Below are 18,894 nucleotides of genomic sequence, written 5' to 3' on the forward strand. Positions count from 1 at the left end.
CACCATGATTTACCATCTCTTTCAGTATACAATATTCATATTCACTTAAGGCAATGGATTTCATTCCAGACGAAGGCGCATCCGGTTAAACAGAGTCAGCCAGCACCGCACTTAGTCGATGCCGGCTGACTCGTCTCGAAGAATCTCCATGAATTGCTGGCCTGTGATCGTTTCCTTTTCCATTAGAAACTTGGTGATTTCATGAAGCTTGACTATGTTCTCCTCCAAGATGGCTGCTGCTTTTTGATGGCAGCCTTTGATGATGCTCAACACCTCTTCGTCAATTTTTGCCGCGGTCTCTGACGAAACCAACAACGAGGTGTCACCTCCCAAATAAGGATTATTTACGGTTTCCAGTGCCATCATATCGAACGCCTCGCTCATGCCGAACCTTGTGATCATGGATCTGGCGATTTTCGTAGCCTGCTCGATGTCATTGGAAGCGCCGGATGTGATCCGTTTGAAAATGATCTCTTCCGCTGCGCGCCCGCCCATGTAAGTGGTGATTTTATCTAATGCCTGCTCCCTGGACATTAAGATCGTTTCCTGCTCGTCCACTTGCATCGTGTACCCAAGTGCACCGGAGGTTCGCGGAATGATGGTGATCTTGTGTACCGGTGCGGAGTGACTTTGCTTGGCGGCGACCAAAGCGTGCCCCACTTCATGATAAGCAATCGTGAGCTTATCCTGCATAGAGATAAGGACATGTTTGCGCTGATATCCGGCGATAACTACCTCAACGCTTTCTTCCAAATCGTTCTGAGAGACCTTGCTCCGGCCGAGCTTAACGGCTCGCAATGCAGCCTCGTTGACAATGTTGGCGAGATCGGCCCCCGACGCCCCCGGTGTCGCCCTGGCGATGACATGGAAATCCACCTCATCCGCCATCTTCACCTTCTTCGCGTGCACCTTCAAGATGGCTTCCCGTCCTGCCAGATCCGGCAGCTCTACCGGCACTCTGCGATCGAACCTTCCTGGGCGCAGCAGCGCTTTATCCAGCGTCTCGGGGCGGTTGGTGGCCGCTAAAATAACGACGCCCTTGTCCGCGTCGAACCCGTCCATCTCGGTCAGCAGCTGGTTTAAGGTTTGTTCCCTCTCGTCGTTTCCTCCCGCGATGCTGGAGTTACGGCTTTTACCAATTGCGTCGATTTCATCGATAAAGACAATGCACGGAGCCTTCTCCTGAGCTTGCTTAAACAAATCCCTCACCCGGGCTGCGCCCATCCCGACGAACATCTCCACGAACTCGGAACCGGAAATCGAGAAGAAGGGCACCTTGGATTCTCCTGCCACCGCCTTCGCCAATAGCGTCTTCCCCGTCCCGGGAGGACCTACTAGCAATGCGCCTTTCGGGATGCTGGCACCGATCTCCGTATATTTCTTTGGATTATGGAGGAAGTCGACGATTTCCTGCAAAGCCTCTTTCGCCTCATCCTGTCCAGCAACATTAGCGAATGTCACGCCGGTTTGCGCTTCGACATACACCTTCGCGTTGCTCTTACCTAAAGAAAACGGATTGCCTCCACCCGGCATCCTGTTAGCCATTTTTTTCATGAGCCACTGGCCCACGGCAAGAAAAATAAGAAACGGGAGAATCCAGGTTAGAAAGAAATTAAGCAGAGGTGACATTTCCCTAGGGATGACTCGGGTAAAAGCGACGTTCGCTTCGTACAATCGATCAACCAGCTTCGGGTCCTCAACCACACCTGTCTTGTAGAGCTTAGCCTCGGCCGTATTGACAGGAGTGAGGAAAATCACTGTGCTTTCGATTTTCACTTCCTTAACCTGACCGTCCTTCACCATGCGCAAGAACGTCCCGTAGTCGATTTCCTTCACGGAATAGTTGTATATAGCGGGCATAACAAAAGAATTAATCAGCAAGATCACCAACAGGGTGATCCCATAATAATAGAAAGTGGACTTCTTGGGCGGTTTGAACTCGTTCATACTCATTATGGTTACACCCTCCTTTCGTACGGTACAAGACCATTATTCCCCAACACTTCATGCCCCATGCTAACCAAGTCTCTCCGAAAAAAACTTCAACCGCAGGTCATTATAAGCAGCAAAATAGGGAGCCCTAGGGCTCCCTCGAGTAAAGCTTATATTATTAGTGCATTGCACCCATTGCCGCACGGTTGACTACGACGCGGCGGATAAAGAATGCTATGGTCAGACCGATAACCGTTACAACCATCGCGAAGAAGAACACATTCTGAGAAGCGAATGTCATCGCATTGGCCATCTCTACCGGCTCGTTCGGTGCGGAAGATCCCTCCAAGTACTTTTCCATACCCTTAGTAAGGATGCTAATCGCTACCGCTGTGCCGATAGCTCCAGCGACCTGCTGCAGCGTGTTCATCACCGCTGTGCCGTGCGGGTACAGCTCCGGCGGCAGCTGGTTCAGGCCGTTCGTCTGCGCCGGCATCCAAACCATCGAGATGCCGACCATGAGGCAAATATGCAAGGCCACAATCAAAGTGATGGAGGAAGCCAGCGTAATGCCGGAGAAAAACCAAAGCGTAGCCGCGACGATGAAGAGGCCGGGAATAACGAGCCACTTCGGACCATACTTGTCAAACAAGCGACCCATCCGCGGCGATAGAATTCCGTTCAGCGCACTGCCTGGCAGCAGCATGAGTCCGGCAGCGAACGCGGACAGCTTCATGCCGTTTTGCAAATACATCGGTAAAATAATCATGCTCGACAAGATGATCATCATACAGGACAATACCATAAACAATCCCACGATGAACATCGGGTACTTGAATACGCGTAAATTCATCATCGGCTCTTTCATATAGATTTGCCGCAACGCGAACATTACAAGCGCGATCATCCCAATAACAATGGATGCAACCACAACCGGACTGGTCCAGCCTCCGTCCCCTTCACCCGCTTTACTGAAGCCGAATACGACACCGCCAAAGCCGATTGTCGACAATACAATGGACAACAGATCGATGCGAGGCTTCGTGACCTCGGTAACATTCTCCAAATACTTCAGTCCCACGAACAGTCCTAACAGCAGGAACGGCAGCGAGAGCCAGAAGATATAATGCCAAGATAAATATTCAATCAGTAGCCCCGCTACCGTAGGTCCAGTAGCCGGTGCGAACATAATGACGAGACCGACGAAGCCCATTGCCGCTCCGCGCTTCTCCGGCGAGTAGACCACGAGGATCGTATTGAACATGAGCGGAATTAGCAAGCCCATTCCGATCGCCTGCAATACCCGAGCTACCATTAACAATTCAAAATTGTACGCCAGCGCCGCGATCAGCGTGCCGACGATGGAGCTCGCCAGGGAGACGATGAACAATTGCCTTGTTGTAAACCATTGCAGCAGCAGCCCCGTCATCGGCATCAGAATGCCGAGCGTTAACAGAAAGCCTGTCGTTAACCACTGTGCGGTCGCGGCAGAAATATGGAACACGTCCATTAGATTACTGATCGCGATGTTGAGTGCCGTCTCGCTGAACATGCCAACGAAGCCGCAGATGAGCAGCGACGCCATAATGGCTCGCGTGTTGTATTGCTTCATGTAGTTTCCACTTCCCTCTCCTGAAAAATCTCTATATATTAGCGATTTAGTTATCGCCTCTCTAACTGTTACAATAATCGTAACAGTTATTTATGTCAATACTATGAACATGTTTTATTTGTAAAAAAAGATTTACGCAACGGGTTAACGTTAGCTATCCTTGCTCACGTTATACCAATTCAGCGCTTTTGTCTCTAGCTCTTTCACGAATGTATCCTTGCCGTCCATATAAGCTTCTATGTCTCTTGGGAATTGTCTTGCGAGGCTTTCCTTCAACTCTCCATATCGCTGCGTGTCGTCGGAATGAGTCCGGAGATAATCTCTCACGGCCAAGTGGCGCGTAATATCTTCCTCGTTATCGGCTTGAAACACATGCACTTGATGTGTCCGGTTGTCTCCGCCTTTACGGAAATATCTCCTTCCTGACATGCCAAACTCTCCCATACATTCGTAACCAAGGCTTCTCATTTGTTCATTGAATGAATCCACTTGTTTAATATCTTTTACAACCGGCATAATATCAATGATCGGTTTCGCCTTTAACCCTGGCACCGAAGTGCTGCCGATGTGATGAATGTCAACTAGCTCCTGGCCGAAAATGCTTCTTATTTGCTGAGACTATTCGATATAGTTTTGCACCCAATTATCACTGTATTCCGTTTCCGTTACAACAACATTCATCCTATAAACCTCCTTAGTGGACATATCCTTTTCGTTCTTTTCAGGGCATTCCACCATCATATAAAAGTGAAGGAATAGTGTCAATCACAAATTGAGATAGCGCAAAGGGATTGGGACAGCAAAAAAACAGGGATGAACCGTCAACAGTTCACCGTTGACCGTCCATCCCTTTATAGTACGTGATATTAGTTGAAGCCGCCGTTTACGCGAATCGTTTGTCCTGTGATCCAACGGGCTTTGTCGCTAACTAGCAGCTCGATTGCATTCGCGATGTCCTCCGGCTCACCAAGTCTTCCGAACGAATTCATTCGGCGGTACGAATCAATCAGCTCCTCCGATTTGCCGTTCAAGAACAACTCGGTTGATACTTGCCCGGGCGCTATGCAGTTGATGATAATATCCTTAGGTCCGAATTCCTTCGCCAATTGGCGGGTTAGCTGCTCGACCGCACCTTTCGTAGCTGCATAGACGCTGTATGTCGGGATCATCGCCCCCGATACGGAGGTCGAGAAGTTGATGATCGTCCCGCCATGTGCCATATGCTTCATAGCTTGCTGGCAAGCGAAATAAGTACCCTTCACGTTGACTGCGAACTGCCGGTCAAACATCTCCTCCGTCACGTCCGCTATAGCCGTACATTCCATGATGCCGGCATTGTTAACGAGAATGTCCAATCGGCCAAAGCGCTCGAGCGTCTTGGTGAACAACATTTCGACTTCGCTCACCCTGCTCATATCGGCGCGGATGGCTGCCGCCTCGCCTCCGGCTTGCTCAATCATGTTCACAGCCTCATCGGCTTTTCCTGAATTCGATGCATAATTGACAACTACCTTTGCGCCGGATTGCGCTAATTGGATCGCTATTTGTCGTCCGATACCCCGTGACGCTCCAGTGACTATGGCGACTTTTCCATGTAAGCTCATTTCTATTCTCTCCTTTATTCGAGACTGGCCGAAAGGCTTCTATCGTGTTCGGCCTTGTAAACTCATTATAGTAAAGGTTTGCTGAACTCCGTTAGAACATACCTGTTCAATTCTTGCCTAATTCTCTTCTGTCTCGTTATAATAAAAGGAACTTTGACAATCTTTCCGGAAAGAAGCTGATATAGATGGACGAATCAATGCGAATGGGGCAGGCTTTGCAGCAGCTTGCAATCTTGATAGAACGCTTCGCTCCATCGGACGGTACGCACCCCACTTCCGTGCCATCTCTAATGCTGATGCGTGCCACACAACTGTCAGAACCGCTGGAATCCGTATATAAGCCATCCATTTGCGTAGTGGCTCAAGGTGCCAAGACGGCCACACTGGCTGATGAAATCTACCGCTACGATCCTTCAACCTACCTGGTCACATCCGTCGAATTACCTATTGTGGGCAGGATCGTAGAGGCAACGCCGGACATCCCGTATTTAAGCTTGAAGCTGAGCTTCGACACCGACGTGATTCTGGACATCGTGAAAGAGATGAACCGCCCCGATACCGTTCAAGCGGAAGCCGCCCGCGGTATTACCGTGAACAGGACAACTCCCGCATTACTCGAAGCCATTGTGCGGCTTATGCGATTGCTAAACACACCTGACGACATTCCGGTACTTGCGCCGCTCATCATCCGCGAAATTCTGTACAGGGTGCTTCAAAGCGATCAAGGATCGCTCATTCATCCATTCGCTGTCAACGGCAGCCATGCACATAATATAGCTCAAGCGATCCAGCTGATTAACCGGCAATACGATCGCCCGCTCGTCATTGAGCAGCTTGCCAAGTCTGTCAATATGAGTACGTCGGCGTTTCACAAGCATTTCAAGCGCGTCACGGCGATGAGCCCGCTGCAATACCAGAAAACCGTGCGCTTGCAGGAAGCCCGGCGCTTAATGCTGACGGAAACCGTGCAGGTCTCCGATGCCGCCTTTCGCGTAGGCTACGAGAGCCCGTCCCAGTTCAGCCGGGAATACGCCCGTATGTACGGACGTCCGCCGAGGCTGGATGTTCAAGAGATTCGCGGGTCTATGGCAGGTTCAAGCTCTTGAGCCTGACCTTGGATCTGTTGAATCGGCAAAAGCTTTAAACCTATTTTTCTCAGGTAGATCAGCCGCAGTTCGATCTCTTTTCTTCGATCAACATCCTTCATCAAAGGATTGACCTTCTATTGTTACAGGCAAATTTTCCTGTTTGGACTCGCTTCTAATAACATATACAAAGCTGGCAGGCGTATAAGTAGATAATGAGTAAAAATCCAATTGATATGATTAGATTCCTGCTTCTCGCGGAAATCTCTTTAAATCTGAAGTGTAAGAACATTCTTATCAAGAAATTATAAAGTATCAGTACTCCCACCAAAGGAAGCCACTTTACCATCCAATCCATTGTTTACCCATCCATTGGTCTCTAGTGTTTAACCGAATAATTTGAAAAATCGTAAATCGTTGTCTTCTTCCCTGTAACAGGGATACCCTATATTGGGATTTGCCTGTAACAAAAATCACAGTCTGTAGATGTGCTTTAATGTACAATGAAATGATTATATCAAGGTCTACTGCTTAATGGAGGAATAAAGAAATGAAACAAGAGCATATCGTCCATTTTAAAATTATTAACAAGACGGGAACGCGGCTGCTTAGAGGACTTATTTATTTGGAGGAACATCAGGAGCCGACCTTGCAAGACTTTGAGAAGTGCCTTCAAGACTGCGGTCACGAAGTACGCATAGTAAATAAGGAGCAGTTCATATTCCGAGCGTTCAAGCCTGGAGAAGAATATCTTATCGATGTTCTGGAAGATTACGAGGATCCTCATACAAGGGACCGGAATGCCGAGAGCTTGGCCAAGACGTTCATGAAGGACAACAATCCTCTTTAATCTGTGACCCGCTCCAATTATTTTTACGCTGCAGATGTAACGCGGCTACTGACATCCTCGGTGCCGCGTCTAACTTTTCCGTTGGTAACCGAAACACCCTCATCTACGCCTTACGCTGTAAAACCTCATTGCTCGCGGAACGCCTTTGATTTCCAAGAATCCGTTGTAAATAAGCTGCCGCAGCCGGTATTCCAAATAGCTGTCACCAACGTATTGATCGCAATATCCGAGCGCCTCGCCTATTACCCTTGCCGCCTTAATAAAATCGTTATTTGTCTTGTAGGAGTGCAGCTTCTCGACGGTCTCTAGCAAATAAGAATCGAAATGATGCTCATCCACATTAAGGACTCGATCTCCATCCCATATGCGTAACACCTCATGCTGATTGGCGAACTCTAACCATTCCTGCTCAAGTCTACGCCTTGTTTCCCATGCGATAGCCCCATTTTCCCCGATTTCTCCCCAAACGGCTTGAAGCTTCTCGGGGGGGATTTCTCCTGCATGCAAATAGTCGATATAACGATCCGCAGTGTTAAACCTTCGTTGGCAAGCTTCCGCAGCATCAAATAGAACTATTTTATTGGGACTGTTCCTCAACAAATAAAGAGCATACCGTAAACCTACTTGTTCGTGAGCATTTTTACCGCTCCATATAACTATGGAAACTTCAGCCGGAATAGGGGCCATTTGCTCCGTTATACTTTGATGAATAGCAGCAAAATCATAATCCGCCTCGTCATCCCCAAAGTTAATATGATCTCTGAACCATCCGCCTCTCTCTGCTTGTCCCGATTCCTCATGAAGCTGCCATAGGGGACCAATAGCAAATTGCTCACGAAAACATATAATCTTGTTTGTATCCTCATATCCCAGCTGCTGAATCGCAAATTTCAGACTTCCGGCTAAAGAATCGCCGAATACAATATGTAGCTTCGTGGTGGCGGCATCCGGTATCCATCGTGATATTTTGTTATCTGGAACTAGAAGCTTGCCGTAGATATCCCTCAAGTTTTTGTACAGATCTATGTTTGCATTCTTGTTCCTTTCAACGAGATCCAATTGCAGCTTAATCATTGTCAGAACCTGTCTTGCATCGTTCAAAGAAAGTCCATTGATCGCCTTCTGCATTTCAACCCGCTTATTCAATTTCTATGCCTTCCTCTCATTAAGTTAGTTCTAATTGATTGCACAATTTCAGATCACCGTTCTATCCGAGGTGGCTTTTCAGGTGTAAAACTTAGAACAAATCCGCCGCGATAAATAAGTTCGCCTCGATCCCCTTCTATATATTGATCCGCATCAGCAGGGTCAAGCAATTGCAGCCTTTTTTCCCCTTGTTGACATAAGAAAGTCAGGTATACTACCGTTACTTTATTTCCATTCATCCCTTGGAATGTTTCAATTTCCTTTTCAAGAAGCAGACCCTTTGTTTTAGTTTTCGGGAAAAGCTTTAAGTAGTACACTGCCAGACCTGCAACAAAGAGAATCAATAATACCATGTAAATGATTCCACGAATCATATAACCACCTGCTCGCAACTGTCAAAAAATTGTCTAACAACATTATTCGATACCAGGATAGGTATCCCCTTTTCACATTGCATAAAATGAAAAACAGGTTAACCATTTCAATAGGGTCAACCTGTTATACTATCATTCTATTGGAAAGAATATGTTGATAGCCTAGCGTAATCTTCCGGACTACCCCTACAGTATACATTGCATGAATGTTAGTCTTGTGCGGATTGATAAATTAAGTTGCAAATGTCGGCATCTCAGTGTATTTTATGAATAATCGATATTTTCATTTCGGAGTGAAGCTTATGGATATCGTATCAATGCATCACGGTAAGCACTGTGTGCCAGAATGGAAATGGAATGTTCCCGCCGGCTGCCATCCGGGGTTTACCCTGTGGAGTATTTGGGGCGGAGAAGGTCAAATGAAGCTCGGCGATAACTGCTACCGTTTAAGTGTCGGAGATGTATTTTTTATCAATTATAAGAGTGAGGTCGATGCTTTTCAAAGCGAGCATGCCAGCCTGGATGTCCGCTACATTGATTTCACCTTGCGCAATCCGGAAATACTGAGTGACCTGCCCGAGCATCGCCATTTTGATCATTTTCATTTCGTGCTAGAGCTGTTTCATCGCTTTCGTGCAGCCGAAGAAAGAAATAACCTGGAGCAAATGGAAATATGGCTGCGAGCGCTTATTACGGAGTATCAATCGAAAGCCCCCGTATCCTCCGGCGCATATACGAAACCGATAGATGAACTATGCCGCATGTTTCAACAGCAGCCGCAGCACCCGTATGATATGAGCGAGCTGGCCAAAAGCCTGTCTCTTACGACCGATCATTTCATCCGCATCTTTAAACAGGAACGCGGAATTACGCCCTACTCTTATCTGCAGCGCTGCAGGCTGGAAACGGCCAAAACCCTTTTGCGCATGTCTACTCTCAGTATTACGGACATTGCGAGCAGCTGCGGCTTTTCCGATATTTATAATTTTTCACGTTTCTTCCAGTCAAAGACAGGCTTATCCCCAAGAAAGTTTCGAAGCTGAATTCTTATTTGTGAGAAATCGATCTCAAGCCGTTCTTCCTTTGCCTGTTGGATAGCTTCTCAGCTTCAATTGTCCGACAGAATTCCGATGATGACGTTAGCGTCCATTTCATCAGAATGAACCCACTTGGGGAGCAATCCATTTTGTGTAAATAGTTCGGCAGTTAGCGGTGCCTGCTTCTCGCTGGTCTCCACTAGCAGCAACCCTCCTTTTGCAAGCCATTGAGGAGCCTCCGCCACGATTCTTCGTTGAACATCCAGTCCGTCAGCTCCTCCATCAAGGGCGATTCTAGCCTCGTGGACGCGAGCCTCCGCCGGCATGAATTGTATCGATTCCGTCGGAACGTAAGGAGCATTGGCAATCATTACGTTGACCCGATTAGCAAGCTGAGCAGGCAGAGGCTCAAAGAGATCCCCTTCATATACCAAGCCTCTGTCTATGGGAATGTTTCGACGAGCGCAATACACTGCAGCAGGATCGATATCAACTGCATACAGTGCAATCCCTTCCACCGATGCGGATAAGGCAGCACCCAAAGCTCCAGAACCACAGCACAGATCGACCACTACGTCTCCCGGTTGAGTAAGAGATATGGCCTGTCTAGCAAGAAACTCGGTTCGCTGACGGGGCACGAATACCCCCGGATCCAACTCAATTCGCAATCCGCAAAATTCCGTCCAGCCGATTATGTGTTCCAGAGGAAAACCGGCAGCCCTCCGATCCACTAGGTTGGCTAATTCGGTATAATTCTGTGATGCAGCTATTAACAAGCGAGCCTCATCCTCAGCAAAAACACATCCGGCGGCCCGAAGCTTCCATACGATTGTGTCCCAAACGCTGCTTCCTATTTCGCGATATTCCACATATCATCCTTCTTTACATGAAGATTTACTAAAACCAGTTTACATGGAAGCGTTAGAGGACTTATATGTCAAAAATTCTTATAGTTAAACTGTCCCGGCGGCAGCATCCTTCATTTCCATAATTCACCTTATTATATTGGTTTCACGAGCATGATTCAAAACAAAAAAGCCGCTAATGCGGCCTCCTTTTAATATAACACTCCATCATTCCTACGTCATAATGGCCAGCTGCTCCCGCTTCACCTCGAAGGCAAGCGGTTCTCCAGCATAGAATCGCCTGATCTCCTCCACCATCATTGTGCCGATCCGTAGTCGTGAGTCCGGATTGACTCCGGCAAGGTGAGGTCTGGCTATCACATTACCGAGCCGCCTGAATTCGCTGTCCGGAGGAAGAGGCTCTACGGAGAATACATCCACCCCGGCCAGAAACCGGTTCTTGCGAAGCTCCGCAAGCAGCGCATCTTCGTCGATCAGATCGCCTCGGGCCGTGTTGATCAGCATCGCGCCGTCCTGAATCAGGGACAGCTCCTTCACCCCGATCATCCGATACGTTTCCGGCACCTTCGGCGCATGTAAAGAGATAATATCTGACGATGACAGCAGCTCGTGCAGCGAGGCTAGCCGAACCCCCAGCTCGGCGGCTTTTTCCTCCGACAGGAACGGATCATAGCCGAGGATGCTAACACCGAACGGCTGCAGCAGCTTGATGACTTCTCGCGCCACCATGCCCAGACCGACCAAACCGACCGTCTTTCCTCGCAGCTCATACGTTTCCAATGCCGGCAGCTTGGCGTTTCCGCCAGTGCTCATAATTTCATGAACCCCGATAATCCGATGGCCCAACGCAAGAATAAGCGCCAGCACCGATTCGCTCACGGATACGGCAATAGCATAGTTGCTGTTAAGCACGCGGATTCCGCGGTCGTACACCTTCGTTGTCGGCAGCACCGGGCGAATGGAGCCGGCCATATGCGCAACGAGCTCCAACTGCTCTGCATGCTCCAGCACCTCGTCGTCCAGCGGACAAGTTCTCCAGGTTGTGATGACGATATGCGCTCCCTTCACTCTGGCCGCAAGCTCTTCCTTGGTGAAGGCGCGGTCATACGGGTTCCATTCAATATGTCCCAGAGACTGCAGCTGGGCTTTCGTCTCCTCCGTCAAGAAAGCGCTGATCTGATTATTAGGTATTTGCACTAAAATGGTACGCATACTTGCTTCCATCTCCTCATCTCCGTCAGGAGGAAAATGCCGAGGCAGACGGATTGCTCCATCTACCCCGGTCTCCTTATCAAATTCTATTTCTTCTGCTGCGCATCATAGGCTTTTTGGTAAATCTCCAAGTACTTTTTAAGGTTCATCTTATCAAGCGTACTCACGTAGTTGTTCCATTCCTTCTCGATATCCGCATCCCCTGTCACGAATCGGGCGATCATGGTTTTCACGTAGTCGTTGATCGTTTTGTCCAGCTCGGCGAGCACCTGGGAATCGCTTGGCGGGAAGAATAACGGCGGAACCAGCGTCTTGATATCCGGCTTGAACGGTTCATAATTTTTCTTCGTAATGTCGTAGTACATTTTTTCTTTATCCGGCAGCTTCAGCACCGCCTGACCTGCATACCAATCCTTATCCGTCCGGTAGTTCAAGCCGTATTGGGCCCAGCCCTCATTCTGTACCCGGCCGAATGGAATGAGCAGCCGGTATTTCGCAGGCTGACCGTCCCTGCCCAGATCACCCGGTTGAGGCCAAGACCATGACGAGTTTTCCACCCCGAAGTTGGAGTATAGATTGGCTTCGAAATCATACATCACATCCGCCCAGCGCATCGTTGCTTCCGGGTACTTATTGGTGTTGGTCATAATGAAGTTTCCCGAGCGGATTTTGTCATATGGATTCCAGAACGCGGTCTGCTTGCCCGAAGGTCCCTTGAGCGGAGCTATAGGCTGGTAATCGAGCCATCTGCCGCTCGGTCCTTCAACGATCGTAATGGTTGACGGCGAATGCGCCGGCATAGCCCCTGCGATGGCAATATCCGGATTTTCCGCGATTTTCTTAAGTCCTGCGTCGTCCTGAGTGAAGGATTGCGGAGCAATCAACCCTTCTTTATATAGCTTATTTAAATATTGCAGTCCCGCTTTCCATTCGGGCTTGTTGTATACGACATCGATTTTACCGCCATTGACGATCATCCGTTTCATACCGTCGTCATAAATAAACGAATTCATAATAAAAGGATCGATGAGAGTTCTCGTCCCGGTAGCTCCAGCCAGCGCCAGCTCATCCGGCTTGCCGTTGCCGTTCGGATCCTTCTCCTTAAATGCCTTGAGCATTTGATAGAACTCGTCAAGCGTTGCAGGCTCCTTTAATCCGAGCTTATCGAGCCATGGCTTATACACATACATTTTAAAATTCATCGAGCAGTGATAGCATTCGTTGACATACGGCAAGCTATAAACTTTATTCCCTGGCGCCGTTACCGCATCCTTGACCTCCGGCATTTCCTGGAATATTTTCTTCGTATTCGGTCCGTACTTCTCAATCAAGTCGGTAAAGGAGACGAACACTCCCTGTTCTCCGTACACCATCTGCTGCTCGGGAGAGATCCCCATGTTCAGGATGACATCCGGCAGATCGCCGCTTGACAGCACCAGGTTCAGCTGCTCCAGATAGTTCTTCTCATCCGTAACGATCCATTCCACCTGGACATTCGTCTTATTCTCGAGCCATTTCGTATAGCCGTTCGTGTTGAAGTTCTCCACCAGACTGTTGCCGCGGACAAGCACCTTCAGCTTTATTTTCTCATTTACGATGGGAAATTGGCCGGGCGGATTCACTTTGTTTGCCGTCGGACTTTGTTTGTTCTCACCCTCCTTGGCTGTTTCACCGGGATCCGACGTGCACGCTGACAGCAGTAACGAGAGACAAAAGACGATCGTCCACAACAGCACTATCCTTTTTCGCATGGTCTTGACCTCCCATAATCAAATGCTCACTCACCCTTAAGACCGTTGCCGCTTACCCTTTAATGGATCCGATCATCACCCCTTTAACAAAATGCTTTTGCACAAACGGATATATCACCAGCACGGGCACGGTAGCAACTACGATCAGCGAGTATTTAAGCAGGTCCGCCAAGCCCTGTCTGGCAACCAAATCCTCTTCACTCATTACCATGCTCGGATCGATTTGATTCTGGATCAAGATGCTGCGAAGCACCAGCTGCAGCGGATATAATTCCCGGTCCTTCAAGTACAATAAAGCGCTGAAATAGGAGTTCCAATGATTGACCGCATAAAATAGAGAGATAACCGCTACTATCGGACCGGACAACGGCAGGACAATCCGGGTGAGAAACTGCCAGTCGGTTGAACCGTCCACCTGTGCAGCCTCGAGCATCTCATTAGGGATATTCGTCTGAAAGTAAGTGCGCGTAATGATCACATTAAATACGCTGAGGGCAGAAGGGATGATCATAGCCCATCTCGTATCCAGCAAGCCTAAATCCTTTACCAGCAAATAGTTGGGAATCAGGCCGCCGGAGAACATGATGGTGAATACAAAAATAAACATGATCAGGTTTCTTCCAATGAAATCTCTTCGCGCCAGCGGGTAAGCCGCCATTAACGTCAGCACGACATTGATTATCGTGCCTACTACCGTGTAGAACAGTGAATTGGCGAATCCGGTCCATACCGCTTTGTTGTTGAACACCGCCTCGTACCCTTTAAGCCCCGGATCCACAGGCCACAGCCAAACTCTGCCGGAAATTACCGCCTCCGAGGAGCTGAAGGAAGCGCTGACAATATATATTAGCGGATACAGCATGGATAAGAAAAATATTGATAATATCGTATAGTTAACTATGTTAAATACTTTGTCACCGGTAGCTTCTCTTATGTTACGATGCATGCGTCATTCCCCCTACCCTACCACAGACTGCTCTGGCCGATTTTTTTGGCAAGCCGGTTCACGGAGATCAGCAGGATGAGATTGATGATATTCTTAAACAATCCAATCGCGCTCGAATAAGAGAAATTGACAATATTCGAAGCCAAGCCAACCTTATACACGTACGTATCCACAATCTCGGATGTCCGCAGGTTGAGCGGATTTTGCATCAGGAATGCTTTTTCAAAACCGATCTCCAGCATCCGGCCGACATCCAGAATAAGGAGAATAATCGCGATGGGTAAGATGCCGGGAATATCGATATGCCAGATTCTGCGAAGCTTGGAAGCCCCGTCTACAACCGCAGCCTCATGAAGAGAAGGATCGATGCTTGCCAGCGCCGCCAAATAAATAATGCAGCTGAAGCCTACGTTCTGCCATACGCCCGACCACACATAAATGCTGCGGAAGTACGATGCCTCGCCTATCCAGTTCACAGGGTCAAATCCGAACCAGGAGATGATTACATTAACAATCCCGATTCGCGGATCAAGCACCTGAAAGATGATGCCGACCATGACAACGACCGAAATAAAGTGCGGTGCGTAAGTAACCATCTGAACCGTCTTCTTAAACCTCTCATGCATGACGTAGTTCAGGCTCAAAGCCAGCAGGATCGGAAACGGAAAGCCTGCAGCCAGCTGATAGAAGCTGAGGGCAATCGTGTTCCACATAATGTTCCAAAACTCGTAGGATTCAAAGAAGCGGACAAAATGATCGAAGCCGACCCAGCTGCTCCCCCAGATTCCTTTGCTTGCGACGAAGTTCTTAAATGCAATTTGAGCTCCGTACATCGGAACGTATTTGAATATAATGATAAAAGCAAACGGGAGCGCCATCAGCAAATATAGCTGCCAGACCCTCCCCATGTCCCGCAGCAATTTTCTGTGTCTGCTCATAGGAACCGCATGGGACAATTGCTTCGTACTTGCCGTTTCCATTGGTGCCACCTCCTACGGGAATAGAACATTTATCTGCCGGCGAGCATCGCTTGCGCAAGAATAGTCTCCGCTACCTCCATCGTCTTCAATGCGTCACCGAAGTGGGAGGAAGGCAATGTCCCCGACTTCAAGCAGCGGATGAATTCCTGATGCTTCGCAAGAAATCCTCCGTACTGGAACAGCTCCTGGCCCCCCGCCATTTCCCGGGCATCGTATTCGATTCCTTGGGTATCTCCATCGGCGTATAGGAAGCCTTTGGTCTCATGCTCGGCCTCTACGCAAATGTTGGGAGCATGCATTTCAACGAAAAAAATACGGCGTCCGCTGGACCAGCTATTGATCAGGTAGCCCGTCGAGCCGTTGTCAAAGTGGAGCGTAGCCGAAATGAAGTTGATATCCGGCACCTGAACCCGTTTGGTCATGCTTTCCACATGGACGACTTCACCGCCGCACATCCAGCGCACCGTGTCGATGGAGTGCACCGTATCGTCCATCATCCGGTCTCTGGCATGAAGGTATGGCTTGATCTCGGATTTGTAAAATCGGCATACTGCGTGCGTAATCGGGCCTCGCTGCAAGCATTCCTCTCGAAGCTTCGTGACCATCGGTGAGCTGCGACGCTGAAAGCTGACTTGGGTGATGCAGCCGTTCTTTTCAGCCAAGTGGGCTAACGATCTTGCTTGATGTATCGTAATACCCAAAGGCTTCTCAATGTACAGGTTTAATCCCTGCTCCAAGCACCATACCCATATGTCGTACATGAGATGCGGCTGACCGATCACATAGACGGCTTGCGGCTTGACTTCTTCTACCATTAAACGGTAGTCGCTATACCTGTTTTCAATTCCGTATTGATCTGCCGTTTGCTGCAGCGCTAATGGATTCAGATCGCATACCCCGGCTATTTCCACGTCATCCATATAAGCCAGCGACGGGTAGTGCACCGAATTGGCCATTCGGCCGGCGCCAATAATGGCTATTCTGATTTTGTCCGTCATATTGCAGTTCCTCCTTTAAGCGAATAATGACTTCGCGTAATCCATGTCTTCTCGAATCAGCCGGTCCACGTCCTTATCGTTCGTGTATTCCGCCGACAAGCATACGACTCCGCTGTAATTGCGCTGCAGCAGATAAGCCGCAACCCTTGGCCAAGATGCGAGTCCCTGACGCCCGGACGTAAAGTATCGCTTCCATTCGGCGTTCTGCGCTTCAGGCCCGTTCAACCGGTGATAATAAGCGTTCTTCAAATTCACCATGGCTAAGTGAGGCCAAATGATATCCAGGCCGTATTCCGGCTGCTGTCCGGCCAGAGCATCATGGGCGCAATCCCAGATCGCTCCTATGCATTCAGGCGGTAGTCCGTCGAGCAAATGCAGCATCCCCGTAGAATCGGTGACGAAATTGCCATAGTGCTGCTGTACCCCAACCTTCACCCCATACTTTTCGCACAGTGGGATAAGCGCTTCCAATTTCTCGCGTTCCCGCTTCTCGGAAGCTACATAACCAAGCTCCGGCGATATCGTAGGCATAATCCGGATCATCGGAATTCCCGCCTCCGCACAACCGGCAAACACTCGCTCGTCTGTACCGCTTGCCACACTGAAAATGCTTAGCCCGTGGTCGGCGAATTGCTCTGCAAGCTTCGGAAGCTGATGGGCGTTCGCCGGATCGACTTGGAAGCCGTCGCGCAGCGGAAACTCGACACCGTCGCAGCCGAGTTCCTTAACGAATTTGCACAAATCCCAGACGGATAAGGTTTTCCAAGGCTTCGTGAACACAGAGAATAAAACGGATTGATCTGCCATGGTGAGCACATCCTTTGCTTTTTTGATATTTTTTCTTATGAGTCTGAGTCAACAATCATAATATCCACTTATTTCCTTACGGGCTTTACCGGATCCGATTATGGTTCCTGTTTTCATAATAATCAGGACTAGGCCCAAGCTTGCGAAGCACCGGTTCGCTAACCCGGTTCAGCCTCTCCATAACATCTCGACTCAGCTCCACGGACGCCGCCTGCGCATTCAGCTCCAGCTGCTCCACGTTGCGCGACCCGACAATAGTCGTGGCAATGGCACTGTTAGTAATTGCCCAAGCCAGGCATAGCACAATCATGTGGAGGTCCAGCTCACGAGCTATCGTCTGCACTTCCTTCAGCACGTTATTGATTTCCGCTTCGGCTCCTACCTCTCCATGGCGGGTTCCTTGCCCCCTGCTGTGATGGAAGTGTCTGGACCTTGCCTGCATGGGCTTCACATCCGCCAGATCGGCGTATTTGCCGGTTAATACGCCCTGCTGCAAAGGCATGTAGCCGATTACACCCATTTGATGCTTCTGGCAATATGGAAGGATGGTCTCCTCGATCGCCCGCGATATCAAGTTATACGGCAGCTCGTTGGCTGCTGCTTTCACTCCGGTCGCACGCACCTCCTCCATTTGTGCAACCCCGTGATTGCTGATCCCGATATGGCGAATTTTCCCTTCCTTCTGCAGCTCCCGGAGCGTATAGAATACCTCTTCGACGGTTGGCGGGCTCGCAATCAATCCGGGATTTGTCGTAAAATGTCGAATCGCCAACGGCGATATCGGCCAATGCAGCATATACAGGTCGATATAGTCGGTCTGCAGACGCTTTAGACTTGCCTCGCAGCCCTTCCTCAGCAAATCCGGTCGCGCATTCGCCGTATTGATCTTGCTGCCGATAACAGCCTCGTGACGGCGCCCCTTAAGCGCAATCCCGAGCGATATTTCACTTTCCCCATCATTATAGATTTCCGCCGTATCGAAATAATTGATCCCGATGTCCAAAGCCTTATGTACGACTTCATCCACGTCCTTCTGAGACTGGTCCCCCCAATAAGCTCCTCCGCCGTATTGCCAGCACCCCATGCCGAGAACGCCCAGCTTCAGATCCGTAGCTCCAAGTGTCCGTACTTTCATCGTTCCGCCTCCTTTATGGAGGGAGTTCGGATCACGCCTTTTTTCAAAATCAAATTGCCCTTATACGCCTCGTCGCTGGTCGCAATAACGGCAAAAGCCTCCTTCGCTCTGCTGTAAAAGGCGAACCGCTCCACATAGTCAAAATCAACGAAATCCGGTTGGCTGGAACGAATCAGGGTGCGGTACTGCTCCCATACATCCGGCTGACGGTCTTTTTCCCCCAACGACATCACTGCTGCCGGGCGTTCCACTGCGTAATCCAGCGGAAAAAAAGGCATAATGGCTCCAAGCACATCCGTAATTCGGTGTCCATCGCTTCGAATCAATCGTTTGGCCAAAGTAACAGCCGGAAAATTACCGTCTGCCAAGACGATTTCGTCCCCATGGCCCATTTCCATCAAAGCCTGCATCAGCTGCGGAGAAATGATCGGCGGTATTCCTCTCAACATTCTCGTGGGACCTCCTTAAGCAGGATAGCTGCTTTCGTTTACACCGGCATCATTCGTTCAGCAGGTGATTTTTGTAAATATTTTAATTAAGCTATTCTATTTTATGGGGG

General features: G+C 49.1%; 18 protein-coding genes. 3 read left to right on the forward strand and 15 right to left on the reverse strand.

Features of this window, described 5'->3' with window-relative positions; genetic code table 11:
- Positions 1-111: 111 nt before the first annotated feature.
- From ftsH to DVH26_RS22805, 4 genes are all read right to left on the reverse strand, one after another.
- Positions 112-1,953: an ATP-dependent zinc metalloprotease FtsH gene (gene ftsH, locus DVH26_RS22790; protein ID WP_239625740.1), complete on the reverse strand. Its 1,842-nt coding sequence runs from the start codon at positions 1,951-1,953 to the stop codon at positions 112-114.
- Between the two features lie 157 nt (positions 1,954-2,110).
- Positions 2,111-3,544 (reverse strand): DHA2 family efflux MFS transporter permease subunit, encoded by a 1,434-nt coding sequence (locus DVH26_RS22795; protein ID WP_239625743.1) that lies wholly within the window; start codon positions 3,542-3,544, stop codon positions 2,111-2,113.
- 150 nt (positions 3,545-3,694) lie between these two features.
- The gene (locus DVH26_RS22800) at positions 3,695-4,153 is read right to left on the reverse strand and encodes a GrpB family protein (RefSeq protein ID WP_239635461.1); all 459 of its coding nucleotides are present in this window, start codon (positions 4,151-4,153) and stop codon (positions 3,695-3,697) included.
- Between the two features lie 257 nt (positions 4,154-4,410).
- Positions 4,411-5,148 carry an SDR family oxidoreductase gene (locus tag DVH26_RS22805; protein ID WP_239625745.1) on the reverse strand — a complete coding sequence of 246 codons (738 nt, stop codon included), beginning with the start codon at positions 5,146-5,148 and terminating at the stop codon, positions 4,411-4,413.
- A gap of 185 nt (positions 5,149-5,333) precedes the next feature.
- On the opposite strand from DVH26_RS22805, the gene DVH26_RS22810 reads away from it, so the two are divergent.
- Positions 5,334-6,254: an AraC family transcriptional regulator gene (locus DVH26_RS22810; RefSeq protein WP_239625748.1), complete on the forward strand. Its 921-nt coding sequence runs from the start codon at positions 5,334-5,336 to the stop codon at positions 6,252-6,254.
- A gap of 529 nt (positions 6,255-6,783) precedes the next feature.
- Positions 6,784-7,083, forward strand: coding sequence for a hypothetical protein (locus DVH26_RS22815; RefSeq protein ID WP_239625751.1), 300 nt, complete (start codon positions 6,784-6,786; stop codon positions 7,081-7,083).
- Between the two features lie 99 nt (positions 7,084-7,182).
- On the opposite strand, the gene DVH26_RS22820 is transcribed toward DVH26_RS22815, so the two are convergent.
- On the reverse strand, positions 7,183-8,229 hold the full coding sequence (locus DVH26_RS22820) for a DUF1835 domain-containing protein (protein ID WP_239625753.1): 1,047 nt from the start codon (positions 8,227-8,229) through the stop codon (positions 7,183-7,185).
- Between the two features lie 53 nt (positions 8,230-8,282).
- Entirely contained in the window at positions 8,283-8,603 is a 321-nt protein-coding gene (locus DVH26_RS22825) for a hypothetical protein (protein ID WP_239625756.1), read from the reverse strand.
- Positions 8,604-8,905: 302 nt separating this feature from the next.
- Between DVH26_RS22825 and DVH26_RS22830 the strand changes: the two genes are divergently transcribed.
- Entirely contained in the window at positions 8,906-9,646 is a 741-nt protein-coding gene (locus tag DVH26_RS22830) for a helix-turn-helix transcriptional regulator (protein WP_239625758.1), read from the forward strand.
- A 65-nt stretch (positions 9,647-9,711) separates the two neighbouring features.
- Here the strand turns inward: DVH26_RS22830 and DVH26_RS22835 are convergent, their stop codons facing one another.
- The 9 genes from DVH26_RS22835 to DVH26_RS22875 form a co-directional block, all read right to left on the reverse strand.
- Positions 9,712-10,509 (reverse strand): putative protein N(5)-glutamine methyltransferase, encoded by a 798-nt coding sequence (locus DVH26_RS22835; RefSeq protein WP_239625760.1) that lies wholly within the window; start codon positions 10,507-10,509, stop codon positions 9,712-9,714.
- 210 nt (positions 10,510-10,719) lie between these two features.
- The gene (locus tag DVH26_RS22840) at positions 10,720-11,718 is read right to left on the reverse strand and encodes a hydroxyacid dehydrogenase (protein WP_239625762.1); all 999 of its coding nucleotides are present in this window, start codon (positions 11,716-11,718) and stop codon (positions 10,720-10,722) included.
- An 86-nt stretch (positions 11,719-11,804) separates the two neighbouring features.
- On the reverse strand, positions 11,805-13,469 hold the full coding sequence (locus DVH26_RS22845) for a type 2 periplasmic-binding domain-containing protein (RefSeq protein ID WP_239625764.1): 1,665 nt from the start codon (positions 13,467-13,469) through the stop codon (positions 11,805-11,807).
- Positions 13,470-13,521: 52 nt separating this feature from the next.
- Positions 13,522-14,415, reverse strand: coding sequence for a carbohydrate ABC transporter permease (locus DVH26_RS22850; RefSeq protein ID WP_239625766.1), 894 nt, complete (start codon positions 14,413-14,415; stop codon positions 13,522-13,524).
- Positions 14,416-14,432: 17 nt separating this feature from the next.
- Positions 14,433-15,395 (reverse strand): ABC transporter permease, encoded by a 963-nt coding sequence (locus DVH26_RS22855; RefSeq protein WP_239625768.1) that lies wholly within the window; start codon positions 15,393-15,395, stop codon positions 14,433-14,435.
- Between the two features lie 29 nt (positions 15,396-15,424).
- Positions 15,425-16,393: a Gfo/Idh/MocA family protein gene (locus DVH26_RS22860; RefSeq protein ID WP_239625771.1), complete on the reverse strand. Its 969-nt coding sequence runs from the start codon at positions 16,391-16,393 to the stop codon at positions 15,425-15,427.
- Between the two features lie 15 nt (positions 16,394-16,408).
- Complete coding sequence (locus tag DVH26_RS22865) at positions 16,409-17,200, reverse strand: sugar phosphate isomerase/epimerase family protein (RefSeq protein ID WP_239625773.1); 792 nt, start codon at positions 17,198-17,200, stop codon at positions 16,409-16,411.
- A gap of 85 nt (positions 17,201-17,285) precedes the next feature.
- A complete protein-coding gene (locus DVH26_RS22870; RefSeq protein WP_239625775.1) occupies positions 17,286-18,335 on the reverse strand; it encodes an aldo/keto reductase in 1,050 nt (349 codons plus the stop codon).
- The gene (locus DVH26_RS22875; protein WP_239625777.1) at positions 18,332-18,784 is read right to left on the reverse strand and encodes an RbsD/FucU family protein; all 453 of its coding nucleotides are present in this window, start codon (positions 18,782-18,784) and stop codon (positions 18,332-18,334) included. Before DVH26_RS22875 ends, DVH26_RS22870 begins: the two co-directional genes overlap by 4 nt.
- Positions 18,785-18,894 lie beyond the last annotated feature (110 nt).

Source organism: Paenibacillus sp. H1-7 (genome assembly GCF_022354825.1).
In the GTDB taxonomy this organism is placed as follows: domain Bacteria; phylum Bacillota; class Bacilli; order Paenibacillales; family NBRC-103111; genus Paenibacillus_S.

Excerpts from the sequence above, each read along its gene's own strand:
- DVH26_RS22850 (WP_239625766.1), bottom strand. The coding sequence starts at position 14,415 with ATGCATCGTAACATAAGAGAAGCTACCGGTGACAAAGTATTTAACATA.
- DVH26_RS22855 (WP_239625768.1), bottom strand. The coding sequence starts at position 15,395 with ATGGAAACGGCAAGTACGAAGCAATTGTCCCATGCGGTTCCTATGAGC.
- DVH26_RS22810 (WP_239625748.1), top strand. The coding sequence starts at position 5,334 with ATGGACGAATCAATGCGAATGGGGCAGGCTTTGCAGCAGCTTGCAATC.
- DVH26_RS22845 (WP_239625764.1), bottom strand. The coding sequence starts at position 13,469 with ATGCGAAAAAGGATAGTGCTGTTGTGGACGATCGTCTTTTGTCTCTCG.
- DVH26_RS22840 (WP_239625762.1), bottom strand. The coding sequence starts at position 11,718 with ATGCGTACCATTTTAGTGCAAATACCTAATAATCAGATCAGCGCTTTC.
- DVH26_RS22875 (WP_239625777.1), bottom strand. The coding sequence starts at position 18,784 with ATGTTGAGAGGAATACCGCCGATCATTTCTCCGCAGCTGATGCAGGCT.
- DVH26_RS22825 (WP_239625756.1), bottom strand. The coding sequence starts at position 8,603 with ATGATTCGTGGAATCATTTACATGGTATTATTGATTCTCTTTGTTGCA.
- DVH26_RS22795 (WP_239625743.1), bottom strand. The coding sequence starts at position 3,544 with ATGAAGCAATACAACACGCGAGCCATTATGGCGTCGCTGCTCATCTGC.
- DVH26_RS22860 (WP_239625771.1), bottom strand. The coding sequence starts at position 16,393 with ATGACGGACAAAATCAGAATAGCCATTATTGGCGCCGGCCGAATGGCC.
- DVH26_RS22805 (WP_239625745.1), bottom strand. The coding sequence starts at position 5,148 with ATGAGCTTACATGGAAAAGTCGCCATAGTCACTGGAGCGTCACGGGGT.
- DVH26_RS22870 (WP_239625775.1), bottom strand. The coding sequence starts at position 18,335 with ATGAAAGTACGGACACTTGGAGCTACGGATCTGAAGCTGGGCGTTCTC.
- DVH26_RS22830 (WP_239625758.1), top strand. The coding sequence starts at position 8,906 with ATGGATATCGTATCAATGCATCACGGTAAGCACTGTGTGCCAGAATGG.
- DVH26_RS22865 (WP_239625773.1), bottom strand. The coding sequence starts at position 17,200 with ATGGCAGATCAATCCGTTTTATTCTCTGTGTTCACGAAGCCTTGGAAA.
- ftsH (WP_239625740.1), bottom strand. The coding sequence starts at position 1,953 with ATGAGTATGAACGAGTTCAAACCGCCCAAGAAGTCCACTTTCTATTAT.
- DVH26_RS22815 (WP_239625751.1), top strand. The coding sequence starts at position 6,784 with ATGAAACAAGAGCATATCGTCCATTTTAAAATTATTAACAAGACGGGA.